At 71.3% G+C, this 11,985-nt stretch carries 12 protein-coding genes; 5 read left to right on the top strand and 7 right to left on the bottom strand.

Annotated elements, in window-relative coordinates; genetic code table 11:
- Positions 1–23 precede the first annotated feature (23 nt).
- Complete coding sequence (locus tag ACFWHU_RS07640; protein ID WP_385792872.1) at positions 24–488, bottom strand: PaaI family thioesterase; 465 nt, start codon at positions 486–488, stop codon at positions 24–26.
- Positions 489–552: 64 nt separating this feature from the next.
- Here ACFWHU_RS07640 and ACFWHU_RS07635 point away from each other — a divergent pair, with 64 nt between their 5' ends.
- On the top strand, positions 553–774 hold the full coding sequence (locus tag ACFWHU_RS07635; protein ID WP_387224312.1) for a DUF2277 domain-containing protein: 222 nt from the start codon (positions 553–555) through the stop codon (positions 772–774).
- Positions 775–783: 9 nt separating this feature from the next.
- Here the strand turns inward: ACFWHU_RS07635 and ACFWHU_RS07630 are convergent, their stop codons facing one another.
- From ACFWHU_RS07630 to ACFWHU_RS07615, 4 genes are all read right to left on the bottom strand, one after another.
- Positions 784–1,479 carry a DedA family protein gene (locus tag ACFWHU_RS07630; RefSeq protein WP_387224311.1) on the bottom strand — a complete coding sequence of 232 codons (696 nt, stop codon included), beginning with the start codon at positions 1,477–1,479 and terminating at the stop codon, positions 784–786.
- Between the two features lie 308 nt (positions 1,480–1,787).
- Positions 1,788–2,225, bottom strand: a complete 438-nt coding sequence (locus tag ACFWHU_RS07625) for a DoxX family protein (protein ID WP_385792875.1) — start codon at positions 2,223–2,225, stop codon at positions 1,788–1,790.
- A gap of 324 nt (positions 2,226–2,549) precedes the next feature.
- Positions 2,550–4,277, bottom strand: coding sequence for an alkaline phosphatase D family protein (locus ACFWHU_RS07620; RefSeq protein WP_385792876.1), 1,728 nt, complete (start codon positions 4,275–4,277; stop codon positions 2,550–2,552).
- A gap of 98 nt (positions 4,278–4,375) precedes the next feature.
- Positions 4,376–5,041 carry an HNH endonuclease family protein gene (locus tag ACFWHU_RS07615; protein ID WP_385792877.1) on the bottom strand — a complete coding sequence of 222 codons (666 nt, stop codon included), beginning with the start codon at positions 5,039–5,041 and terminating at the stop codon, positions 4,376–4,378.
- A 251-nt stretch (positions 5,042–5,292) separates the two neighbouring features.
- Here ACFWHU_RS07615 and ACFWHU_RS07610 point away from each other — a divergent pair, with 251 nt between their 5' ends.
- Entirely contained in the window at positions 5,293–6,033 is a 741-nt protein-coding gene (locus tag ACFWHU_RS07610; protein WP_387224310.1) for an ABC transporter permease, read from the top strand.
- Positions 6,034–6,281: 248 nt separating this feature from the next.
- On the opposite strand, the gene ACFWHU_RS07605 is transcribed toward ACFWHU_RS07610, so the two are convergent.
- The gene (locus ACFWHU_RS07605) at positions 6,282–6,962 is read right to left on the bottom strand and encodes an HAD-IA family hydrolase (RefSeq protein ID WP_387224309.1); all 681 of its coding nucleotides are present in this window, start codon (positions 6,960–6,962) and stop codon (positions 6,282–6,284) included.
- 181 nt (positions 6,963–7,143) lie between these two features.
- Entirely contained in the window at positions 7,144–8,145 is a 1,002-nt protein-coding gene (locus ACFWHU_RS07600) for a peptidoglycan-binding protein (RefSeq protein WP_387224308.1), read from the bottom strand.
- Between the two features lie 166 nt (positions 8,146–8,311).
- On the opposite strand from ACFWHU_RS07600, the gene ACFWHU_RS07595 reads away from it, so the two are divergent.
- The 3 genes from ACFWHU_RS07595 to ACFWHU_RS07585 all read left to right on the top strand — a co-directional run bounded on the left by ACFWHU_RS07595 (position 8,312) and on the right by ACFWHU_RS07585 (position 11,920).
- Positions 8,312–10,357, top strand: a complete 2,046-nt coding sequence (locus ACFWHU_RS07595) for a DHA2 family efflux MFS transporter permease subunit (protein ID WP_385792881.1) — start codon at positions 8,312–8,314, stop codon at positions 10,355–10,357.
- Between the two features lie 163 nt (positions 10,358–10,520).
- Complete coding sequence (locus ACFWHU_RS07590) at positions 10,521–11,135, top strand: hypothetical protein (RefSeq protein WP_385792882.1); 615 nt, start codon at positions 10,521–10,523, stop codon at positions 11,133–11,135.
- Positions 11,135–11,920 (top strand): hypothetical protein, encoded by a 786-nt coding sequence (locus ACFWHU_RS07585; RefSeq protein WP_387224307.1) that lies wholly within the window; start codon positions 11,135–11,137, stop codon positions 11,918–11,920. Before ACFWHU_RS07590 ends, ACFWHU_RS07585 begins: the two co-directional genes overlap by 1 nt.
- Positions 11,921–11,985: the final 65 nt, after the last annotated feature.

The raw sequence follows: 11,985 nt of genomic DNA, 5'->3' as shown, positions 1-11,985 counted from the left end.
CCCGAAGATCCGCCGGACAGGGCCTAGGCGGTGGGGTGGCCTTCGGGGCGCAGGATCATGCAGGTCGTCGTCGCGTGGGCGATCAGCTTGCCGCGTTCGTCCGTGACGCGGCCCTCCGCCGTCGCCGTCCGCCTGCCCACGTGGATCGTCGTGCCCACCGCCGTGAGCCGCCCCGCGTCCAGGGCGACGGTGCGGATGTAGTTCACCTTCAGCTCCAGCGTCGTGAAACCGACACCCGCCGGCAGAGTCGTGTGCACCGCGCAGCCCAGGGCGGAGTCGAGCAGCGTCGCAGCGATGCCGCCGTGCACCGAGCCCAGTGGGTTGGCGAAGTCGGGCTTGGTGCTGAGCGACAGGACGACACGGCCCTCGTCCAGCTCGTCGAAGGTCATGCCGAGGAGCCGTCCGACGGAGGGGCGGTCGGTGGGCTGCTCGGCCGCCCAGCGCAGCAGTTCGAGGCCGGACAGCGTGGTGAGGTCGAGAGTCGTCATGCGGCAGAAGTTATCAGTTCTGATTCTGAACCCACCACGGGCGGCGATCGGTCACACTTGGGGTATGTGCCGCAGCATCAAGACTCTCCGTCCGCCCGTCATCCCCGAAGAGGCCACCGAGGAGGAGATCACGGCCGCCGCCCTCCAGTACGTGCGCAAGGTCTCCGGCTTCCGCGCGCCCGCGGCCCACAACCGTGAGGTGTTCGACCGGGCCGTCGAGGAGATCGCCGCCTCCACCATGCGGCTGCTCGACGGTATCGAGGTGCGGGGCGCGGCCCGGACCTGAGGCGGGGCCTCAGACCGCCGGTGACGGTGCCGGCGTCGGCGTAGCTGTCTTCTCCCGCGCGGCGTCGCGTCGGCGTGACGGGCGGCGGACGATGTAGGCCGCCACCGTCCCCGCCGCGAACAGCGCCAGCACGGACACCGCCGCGCCGAACCAGCTCGCGCCCAGCCACTGGCCACCGAAGTAGCCGAGGCCCACGCTGTACCCCGTCCACGCCACGGCCGCCAGCGCCGACCAGGGCAGGAACTCCTTCACCTTGCGATGTGCGGCGCCCGCGCTCAGTGAGACGACCGAACGGCCCGCCGGTACGAAACGCGCGATCACGACGAGGATCCCGCCGCCGGTGAGGGCCGCGCCGAGGCGTTCCTGCGCGGTGGTCAGCCGGCGTGAGCGCGCGATCGCGCGGGCCAGCCGGTCCCCGCCCCGCCAGGCGAGGCGGTACGCGACGAAGTCACCGATCACGGAGGCGACGGCCGCGCACACCATCAGTACGAGCAGCGAAGGCACTTCCTGCGGCACATGCGCCACGTGCGACACCTTGCCGGCCGCGTCGGCGACCGCCGAGGTCCCCGCTGCCGCCGCCGTGGCGGTCGTGATCACCAGGACGCCGCTGGGCAGCACGGGCAGGAACACGTCCAGAAGCACGGAGAGCGCCACCACGGCGTAGATCCATGGGCTGCCGGTCAGCGCGCCCAGACTCTCCAGCACTTTTACATTCCCCGTTTCCGTAACGAAGCCGAAATCCCCCGGCCTCGTACCCCCGTGACCGCCGACCCCCTCGCGCGAGGCGAACTCGGGGGCGGCTGTCAGCCATACAGCGTACGCCTGTGTGGTGGACCACCTTCCCACGGGGCGGGTGTTGTCCACCTCCTGTTTCTTCAATGGCCGAGATCCGGGAATGGCCGAATGTGGGTGTGCGCCGAGTCTTGCCCACGCACGGGCGCCCGGACCCCGTCGAAACGGGATCCGGGCGCCGTGTGCCGCTCGACCGGCCGGACCGGCCGTCCGGGTGTGGGTCAGACGGTCACCGCCGTGGGCTGATCCCGGCGCTCCGGCTCGCGTGTGCCGCGCGCGCCGATGAGCCGGTCCAGCGAGAGTGCGCCGGGGCCGTTGAAGACGATCAGCAGGAATGCCCAGCAGAAGATCGCCGAGGCTTCACCGCCGTTCTCCATGGGGAACAGCCCGTCGGGCTGGTGGACGTTGAAGTACGCGTAGGCCATGGAACCCGAGGCCAGGAACGCGGCGACCCTGGTTCCCAGGCCGAGGAGGACCAGGCTGCCTCCTACGAGCTGGATGACCGCCGCGTACCAGCCGGGCCAGGCGCCGGCCTGGAGGGCTTCCTTGCCGAGGACGCCGAAGAGTGTCGCGGCGCCGTGGCAGGCGAAGAGCAGTCCGATCACCATTCGGAAGAGTCCGAGGGCGTACGGCTGCGCATGATCGAGACGTGTGTACATGGGGGGGTGGGGCTCCTTCGGTTCGGGACGTAACCGACGAGAACCTTCACGTTAGGCAGCCCTAAGGAATGCTTGCAAGTTCAACATCCGGCGGACGGGCTTTTCTCGGCCCCCGGTCCGTTCTCCGGAGCGAATCCGACCCGACTCCTGTGACCTGCGGTTTCCGATCGACTTGTCGCGACTGCGACGGAGATCCCATTCGGTACGGCATGCGCGGACCAATGGCCGGTACGGAGGAACCGGGCATAGCGGGTCGAGGGACGGTAAAAAGCCGTCAACCGGGGCGAGTTGACGGCTTCGAGGGGCTTCGAGGTCACCCGGGCGTCACTCGGAGGCCAGTTCCCGTTCGTCGACGGTCACGAGCCGCGCCCCCGCCTCCGGCTCGCCGTCCCGTGTCTGCGCCTGGACCAGACTCAGTCGCGCCGCGCGTCCCCGCAACGTCAGCGTCATCAGCTGGTTACCGAACCAGGGGCCACCGGTCTTCCCCCACCTGACGGACGGCGCGTCCACCCGGCCGTGCCGGGCGAAGGCGCGTCCCAGGCGCCGGCCCACCCTGCTCCAGCCGAACCGGAAGCCGAGGCGGATCGAGAGCGGGATGGAGTTGTGCACGGGGGAGCAGGTGAGCTGGACGACCCGCGACCGGGGCTGCCCCGTGCGCCAGACCGGCTCGGCGACGTACGCGTGGTGCACATCGCCCGACAGCACACAGACCGTCGCCGGCGCGTCGGGCCCCACGCCCGCCTCGGCGATCAGCCCCGCCAGCTTCTCGAACGACGTGGGGAACGCCGCCCAGTGCTCCAGATCCGCCCTGCGGCGCAGAGCCTCGCCAAAACGCGCCCACCGCTTTCCGCGCTCGCCACGGGCCAGCGCGGCGTTCCAGCTCTCCGCGTCATGCACCAGCGGCGGCAGCAGCCAGGGCAGGGAGGTGCCGATGAGGAGATGGTCACGCTCGCCGGGATCGGTCAGCGCCTGGTCACGGACCCAGCGCGCCTCCTCCGCGTCCAGCATTTCCCGCTGTCCCTCCTCCAGCACACGGGCCGCCCGCGAGTCGACCATCAGCAGCCGCGTCCGGCCGAAGTCGCGCCGATAACTCCAGCGCACACAGGCCGGATCGGCGTCGGCCTCGGCGGCGAACTCCCGCAGCCGGTCGGTGCCGTCCGCCTCCCCCCGCACGGCGGCGTACAGCTTGTCCGTCGCGAGCTCGGCGGGGGAGAGATTGCCGAGGTGCTGATACACCCAGTACGACATCAGGCCGCTCAGGATGCGCTCCCGCCACCACGGCTTCGTACGCATCTCGGCCACCCAGGACGCGCTGGTGTTCCAGTCGTCTATCACGTCGTGGTCGTCGAAGATCATGCAGCTCGGGACGGTCGAGAGCAGCCAGCGGACCTTGGGGTCGCTCCACGACTCGTCGTAGAGGCGGGTGTACTCCTCGTAGTCGGCGACCTCCGCGCCCGGCGGTTCGGACAGATCGCGGCGGTCGGCCAGCCAGCGGCGGGTGGCCTTCGACGTCTCGTCGGCGTACACCTGATCGCCGAGCAGGAGCAGGACGTCGGGGCGTACGGCTGCGGGGTCGGCCGCGAGGGTCGCGGCGAGCGTGTGGAGGGCGTCGGGTCCGACAGGGTCGGGCTCGCCGACCGGCGCGGAGGCCCAGCGGCAGGAACCGAAGGAGACGCGGAGCTCGGGCGCGGGGGCCGTCCCGGCGTGCGCGGCGGTCCCGGCGCTCCCGGCGGGGTCCGTCCGGGTTTCCGGGGTGAACGCGGCCGGTGTACGGATCACGCTCGGCGGGAACGTCGAGTCCTCGGGCGGCCAGACGCGGCGCTCGTCCAGCAGTACCTCGTACGCGACCGCGGTGCCCGGGGCCAGCCCCGTCACCGGGATCAGGGCGTAGTGGTGCCCGGCGATCAGGAACGTGCGCGACGAGCCGTACGCGCCGCCCTCGCAGCGGATCTCGGCCGTGCACGGCCCGTCCGTCTCGACCCAGATCGTGGCCGTGCCGGCGGATTCCCCGTCGACATAGCGCAGCAGTGGTCCCAGGCGCAGCCCGGTCATGGTGCCTCCTCCGTCGCCCCGTACGGTACGGAACGACGGAGGGGGCCGACCAGGTTCCGGTCTGTGATGTCGAGCGCGGTCGGCTCGGCCGTGCTCGCTCAGCAGCCGTTCAGGACGCTCTGGAGCTTGGTCTTCTCCGCCGAGTCGACGGTCAGGTTGTAGTGGTGCTTCACGTCCACCCACATGCGGGCGTACATGCAGTGGTACGAGGCGCTCGGCGGCATCCACTCCGCCGGGTCGCGGTCGCTCTTGGACTGGTTGACGTTGTCCGTGACCGCGATCAGCTGCGGCTGGCTGAGGTCGTTGGCGAAGGTCTGGCGCTGGGCGGTCGACCAGCCGCTGGCGCCGGAGGTCCACGCCTCGGCGAGCGGCACCATGTGGTCGATGTCCACGTCACTGGCGGCGGTCCAGGTGGCGCCGTCGTACTCGGAGTACCAACTGCCGCTCGTCGCCGCACAGCTGGAGTTCGTCACGACGTTCGAACCGTCCCGCTTGAGCACGGTCTCGCGGGTGTCGCAGGCGCCGGACTGGGTGATCCAGTGCGGGAACAGGTCGCGGCTGTAGCCACTGGTGGAGCCCTCGGCGCGCACGGTCAGCTGACCGAGGTAAGTGCGCGCGGTGGAGGCGGCGATGGGCGTGGGCGGGGACGCCTGGGCGGGGGACGGGGCGACGAGCAGCGCCGTGGCCGAGATGAAGGCGGCGGAGGCGGCCATGACGGCTATTCGGCGGGCGGGACGGGCTTGACGCGCGTAGATACCAGACATGCGAACTCCCTTGTCGTGGGGGGAAAGCTGACCGTTCGGAAACCGTTGTGGGGTCGGGGCCCGAAGGCCATGGTGGTGGCGCCGGATTGCCGCGAGGTGGGCGCCAGGTAACAGGGTGACGACATGGGCACGTCACATCAAGAGCTTTGGGGCTTCCGAACTCGGACTTCGGCAGTGTCAATGCCCCGTGAGTGGGAGTTATCTGACGGAGAGGCAAAAATGTCCGCCATGGATCAGGGTCGGTCGGGCACATGCTGCTGAGAGTCGATGTCACGTTCGGGGTCGTCCTGGCCGTCCTGCTCGTCGCCGCGGCCGGTACCGCGGCGCTCGCGCATCTCGGACGGGCACGGGAGATCGCGACGGCGGGGGTGCGCGCGGCGGTCCAACTCGGCGCGGTCTCCCTGGTGATCGGATGGGTCGTCGGGTCCCTGGCGGCGCTGGCGGCCTTCGTCGTGCTCATGTACGCGGTGGCGGTACGCACCGCCGGGCGCCGCATCACGGCGAACGGGACGTGGTGGTGGGCCGCGGTGCCCATCGGGGCGGGGGTGGCGCCGGTGGTCGTGGCGCTGCTCCTCACCGGGCTTCTGCCGGTCAAGGGCATCGCCCTGATCCCCGTCACCGGCATCCTCATCGGCGGCGCGCTCACGGCGACGGTGCTCGGCGGGCGGCGCGCGCTGGACGAACTCGGCGCGCGCCGGGGCGAGGTGGAGGCCGGGTTCGCGATCGGTCTGCCCGAGCGGGACGCCCGGCTGGAGGTGGCGCGGCCGGCCGCCGCCGACGCGCTGCTGCCGGGGCTCGACCAGACGCGGACGGTGGGGCTCGTCACGCTGCCGGGTGCCTTCGTCGGCATGCTGCTGGGGGGCGCTTCGCCGTTGCACGCGGGGGCGGTGCAACTGTTCGTGCTGGTCGCGCTGATGGCGGTGCAGGCGGTGGCGGTGAGCGTGGTGCTGGAGTTGGTGGCCAGGGGGCGGGTGCATCGGGAGGAGGCCTAGGGCCTGTCGTTCGGATCTTGCCGGGCTCGCGGTCCCTGGCACGCACGCCCGCCGCGTTGTCGTCGGTCGCCAACGCTCCGCGTTGTCTCCCTCCTCCGCCTTGCGCTCGCACGCACCAGACCCCACTCCCTGATCCGGCCTGATCCAAACGACAGACCCTAGAGCGGCGGACGTCAGGTCGGTCCGCCCGGCGCTTCACCGCAAGCACCTGGCCGCCGCCCGGCGCTCCGGAGCCGCCCCCCCCGGCGTCAGCCGCCGACGTGGATCCGGATCGTGCCGTCCGGGAGCGACGTCACCCTGACGTCCGTGAGGTCATGGGTGTGGGCGGTCGGGGACAGGGCCGCCGCCCGCGGGCCCACTCCCAGCACCCGCATCCCCGCCGCGAACGCCGCCGTGATGCCCGCGTCGGAGTCCTCCAGGACCAGGCAGTCCGCCGGGTCGACGCCCAGTTCCGCGGCGGCCTTCAGGAAGCCCTCCGGGTCCGGCTTGCTCGCGGAGACGTGTTCGGCCGTCACGCGCGTTCGGGGGATCGGGAGGCCGGACGCGGTCAGGCGCGCCGTGGCGAGGGCCTCGTCCGCCGAGGTCACCAGGGCGTGCGGCAGTGCCGCGATCGCCGCCATGAACGCGGGCGCGCCGGTGATGGGGACGACCCCGTCCAGGTCCGCCGTCTCCTGGGCGAGCATCACGCGGTTGTCGGCGAGGTTCTGCTCCATCGGCCGGTCCGGCAGCAGCACCGCCATCGTCAGATAGCCCTGGCGGCCGTGGACGACCTTCAGGGCCTCCTCCGGGTCCAGGCCGTGCTCGATCGCCCAGCGGCGCCAGCAGCGTTCGACGACGGCGTCGGAGTTGACGAGGGTCCCGTCCATGTCGAGCAGTAGCGCGCGGGCGGTCAGGACGGATGTCGTCGTGGTCGGGGCGTTGGCCGGCATCGGCGGACTCCAAGCAGGGGGAGAGCACAGACAAGAACGGCTCCCGCCCGCCGGTCAGGGACACGGACGGGAACCGCTTTGTTTAATGAATATACAAAGTGGGGGAGGGGTCCCGCCACCCCGGCCCCCTCCCCTCGGTCCCCCCGGTGTGCGGTCGGTCCCGGCTGCGCGGCCGGCGGCGTCAGTCCCGCCAGTCCTCTCCGCGGCCCGGTCCGTTGCCGCCGGGCCCGTTTCCACCCGGTCCGCCGCCTGGCCCGCCCCCGCCCTGCTCCCGGCCCTGCCCGCTGGTCTCCGCCTCCAGCGCGCGCCGGGTGTTGGGCCCGTACACACCGCTCGGGTCGCCCTCGATGCTCTTGTACGACTGGTAGATACGGACCGCTGCCTCCACGCGGTCGCTGTACTGGCCGTCGTACCCGTCGTTGTACAGCCAGACCTCCGACAGCCTGCGCTGAAGCTCCTCGACCTCCGGGCCGCTGTCCCCACGCCGCAGACCCGGCCCCGCGTCCTTGGTCGTCGCCGCAGCGTCCGGCGCCGGCGCCTTCGTCTGGGCCCGGCTCGGCGCCGGGGGTTCCGCGGCCGGCGACGGTGGCGCGCTCGAGGCCGGCTTCGACGCGGACGCACTCGCGGACGCGCTCGCCGACGCCGACCCCGACTTCGTGGTGGACACCGACGGATCCGGTTCCGCGCTCGCCGTCGCCGGCCCCGAATTCAGATCGGAGGTCGCCTCGTCCCCTCCGCCGTCGCCGGTGAACAGGCCCCCGGCGAACGACGCCGTGCCGATCACCGCCACGGCCGCCGCCGTCAAGGCCACCATCGCGAACGTCCTGCGCCCGCCCTTACGCTCCGGATCGACCGCCGGACGCGCCCCCGTCGTCCGCAGCCCCGGCAGCGACAGCTGCATCGTCTCGGCGGGATCACTGCCCTCCGACCGGTCGCCGCCGTACAGCGGCGGAGGCGGCGGGATGGACGGTGCGGCGTCGTGCGGCGGCGGTGGTGACGGCGGCGGCGGGATGGACGGCACGGCGCCGTTCGGGTCCTCCAACGCCACATACGGGCGTATCCGCAGTGGGTCGAAGCCCTCGGCCGCCGCTGTCGCCGCCCGCTCAGGGCAGTCGCAGCCGGCGCCCGATCGGCCGTAGGCGTCCCGCGGCGTACCGCATTCGGGACAGTGCTGTCCGGTCAACGTGGGTCCCCTCCCTTGGGCTGTCAGCGATTATGCAGCCCGCCCCCGCGCGGCCGACCGCCACGTCCGCCGACCGCCGTCCGCGACCGCGTTCGGCAGGACATAACAGGCCATACACGGGCAGAGCAATGAGGATGGGTGCAGGCGTAGACCCGAGGAGATGCCGATGGCTCAGGAAGTGAGCACCCCGCCCACGAGTCCCGCACCGGGCGAGGGCCGGAGCCGGCGGACCATCTTCGTGTCGATCGGTGCTCTGCTGCTCGGTCTCCTGCTCGCCGCTCTCGACCAGACCATCGTCTCCACCGCGCTGCCCACCATCGCCAGCGACCTCGGCGGCCTCGACCATCTGTCCTGGGTCGTCACCGCGTATCTGCTCGCCTCGACCGCCGCCACCCCGCTGTGGGGCAAGCTCGGCGACCAGTACGGCCGCAAAAGACTCTTCCAGACGGCGATCGTCATCTTCCTCATCGGCTCGGCCCTCTGCGGAATCTCCCAGAGCATGGCCGAACTCATCATCTTCCGGGCCCTCCAGGGCCTCGGCGGCGGCGGGCTCATCGTGCTGTCGATGGCGATCGTCGGCGACATCGTCTCGCCGCGCGAACGCGGCAAGTACCAGGGCCTGTTCGGCGCCGTCTTCGGCGCCACCAGCGTCCTCGGACCGCTGCTCGGCGGACTGTTCACCCAGCATCTGAGCTGGCGCTGGGTCTTCTACATCAATCTGCCCATCGGTGTCGTCGCCCTGGCCGTCATCGCCGCCGTCCTGCACATCCCGGTGCGCTCCACCAAGCACACCATCGACTACCTCGGCACCTTCCTCATCGCCTCCGTCGCCACCTGTCTGGTCCTCGTCGCCTCGCTCGGCGGCACCACCTGGTCCTGGGGCTCCGCCCAGATCATCGGCCTCGCCGTCCTCGCCGTGATCCTGCTGGTCTGCTTCATCCGGGTGGAGCGGCGGGCCGCGGAGCCCGTACTGCCCCTCGGCCTCTTCACCATCAGGACCTTCTCGCTCGTCTGCGTCATCAGTTTCATCGTCGGTTTCGCCATGTTCGGCGCCATGACCTATCTGCCGACGTTCCTCCAGATCGTGCAGGGCGTGTCACCCACCCTGTCCGGTGTGCACATGCTGCCGATGGTGTTCGGGCTGCTGCTCACCTCCACCGTGTCGGGCCAGATCGTCAGCCGTACCGGCCGCTGGAAGGTCTTCCCGATCGCCGGCACGGGCATCATCGCGATCGGACTGCTGCTGCTCCACCAGTTGGAGGTGAACAGCGGCACCTGGGAGATGAGCGCGTACTTCTTCGTCTTCGGCGCGGGCCTCGGACTCGTCATGCAGGTGCTCGTACTGGTCGCGCAGAACTCCGTCCGTTACGAGGACCTGGGCGTCGCCACCTCCGGCGCGACCTTCTTCCGCTCCATCGGCGCCTCGTTCGGTGTCGCCATCTTCGGCACCATCTTCACCAACCTGCTCAGGAACAAACTCACCGACTCACTCGCCGGACAGCGGCTCCCGCCCGGCATGAGCGCCGGGGACCTCGCCGCCGACCCCCGGTCCGTCGGCGGACTGCCGCCCGCGCTGCGGTCCGGGGTGCTCGACGCGTACTCGTCGTCGATCACCAGCGTCTTCCTGTACGCCGTGCCCGTCGTCCTGGTGGCCTTCGTCGTCGCCTGGTTCCTCAAGGAGGACAAGCTGCGCGGCTCGGTCACCGCCTCCGAGGCCAGCGAGACCCTGGCCAGCAACCCGGTCGAACGCTCCTCGCGCGACGAGTGCGCCCGCATGCTCTCCGTGCTCGGCACCCGTGAAGGACGCCGGCGGATCTACGAGACGATCACCGAGAAGTCGGGGTACGACCTGCACCCGGCGGCCAGTTGGATGCTGCTGCGCATCAAACGGCACGGGATGGTCGAGCCCGCACTCCTGGCCGACACCACCCCCGTACCGCTGACGGTCGTCAACGACGCGTCCCGGCAGATCGAGGAACGCGGCCTGGTCCGCCGCGACGGCGTGGGACTGGTCCTCACCGCACACGGCCTGGAGGTCGCGGAGGTGCTGGCGCGGGCGCGGGAGCAGTCGCTGGCGGAGATGCTGGGCGACTGGTGGGGGCCGGACCGGCCGACCGATCTGACCGAGCTGGTACGGGAGTTGAGCGCCGAGTTGTGCGGATCGGACGCCGAACGGCCCGACGGGGAGCCGCGCGGCGATCACGCGGTGTGAAACGCCGGGGACACGGTGCCTGCGGGGCGTCCCGGCCCATGGTCATCTTCCCGGCCGGGACCCGTGCTGTTTGGACGGCCGATTCCGGGCAACCCGATTCATCGAGGCGCCCGTTCACCAGATACCGGTTCACCAGACACGAGTCGAATCCAGGAAGGCCACCATGTCCACTGTCCTGATCGTCGTCGCGCTGATCGTGGTGATCGCCGTCGCTGTCGCCGCCGTCCTGTACGGGACCGGCAAGGGTGGCGGACGCACCGGGCTGAAGCGGCGATTCGGCCCCGAGTACGAACGCGCCGTCAACCGGCACCACGGTGACACCAAAGCCGCCGAGAACGAGCTGACCGAGCGGGTCAGGCGCCACGGCGACCTGCGTCCGAGCCCCCTGCCCACCGAAGCGCGCGACCAGTACGTCGCCCACTGGGCAGGTCTCCAGGAGCGTTTCGTCGACTCCCCGCGACAGGCCGTCGTGGAGGCCGACAAGCTGATCGCCCGGCTGGCCTCCGACCGCGGTTTCCCGGACGCGGGCGAGCACTCCCAGCACATCGACGCCCTCTCCGTGCACCACGCGCACCAGGTGGACGGATACCGCCGGGTGCACCACGCGGCCTCCGAAGCGGGCCATGACGCGAGCACCGAGGAACTGCGCGAGGCGATGGTCCAGGCGCGTCAGCTTTTCGAGCGGCTGGTCCTGGACTCCAAGGAGGACAGCCCTCGGCACCGTCCCGGTATCCCCGGCCGGAATGCCGCACTGAGGCCCAAAGGAAGTGGCGTGTGATGACGTACGACCCGTATGAGGCCAAGGACGCGAAGGACACGAAGGACGTCGGTGGCGCCGGTGCCGCCGGGCCGGAGCGCGAGAAGGACCGGCGGACGACGGCCGGCAAGGTGGAGCGGGCGCTCAGGAGCGAGCGCGGAAGCAAGCCCGCGACGCCCGTCGTGCCGCTGTCCGAGTCCGATCCGGCTGCCGCTGCCGGTACCGGTGTCGGTGTCGGCCGCGACGCGGAGCGCCGGCCCGCGAGGCCCACGACACCGCCGCCCGTCGCACCGCCCGTCGCGCCTCCCGTGACGCCGCCGGGCACAGCGTCCGCGACGCCGCCCAAGTCGGCGCCCGTGACGGCGAGGGAGCCGGAGCCGGAGAGGGATCCGTTCGCGGGTCCGGTCCAGGACCCGGTGCACCCGGTGCATCCCGAGGAGGCGCGGGACCCGAGGACGGGGAGCACGCCCGCGCGTGAGACGGCGCCCGGCCGGGCGCCGGAGTCCACCCCCGCGCAGACGCCCCGGCTGATTCCCCAGGACGAGTGCGACAAGCTGAACCTGCGACTCCAGGAAGCCCTGTCCACCTTCATCGACGGGCCCAGGCGCTCGGTCGAGGAAGCGGCGGGCGTACTGGAGGAGACGGCCAAGCGCCTTACGACGGCCCTCGCCGAACGGCCCCGCCATCTGCGCGACAGCTGGGACGCGGGCGGCGGGAAGAACGGCACGTCTACGGCCGACACAGAGGATCTGCGGCTCGCGCTGCGGACCTATCGCGAGGTCACGGAGCGGCTGCTCCGGATCTGAGAAGCCGAGGAAGCCGTGTTGGGACACGGCCGACCTCGATCGCCGGACGGGCCGATTGCGGCCCG

This window comes from Streptomyces sp. NPDC060366, from assembly GCF_042725135.1.
GTDB lineage: Bacteria > Actinomycetota > Actinomycetes > Streptomycetales > Streptomycetaceae > Streptomyces.
The sequence above is the reverse complement of the archived record's forward strand: the minus strand, read 5'-3'. Positions and strand labels throughout refer to the sequence as shown.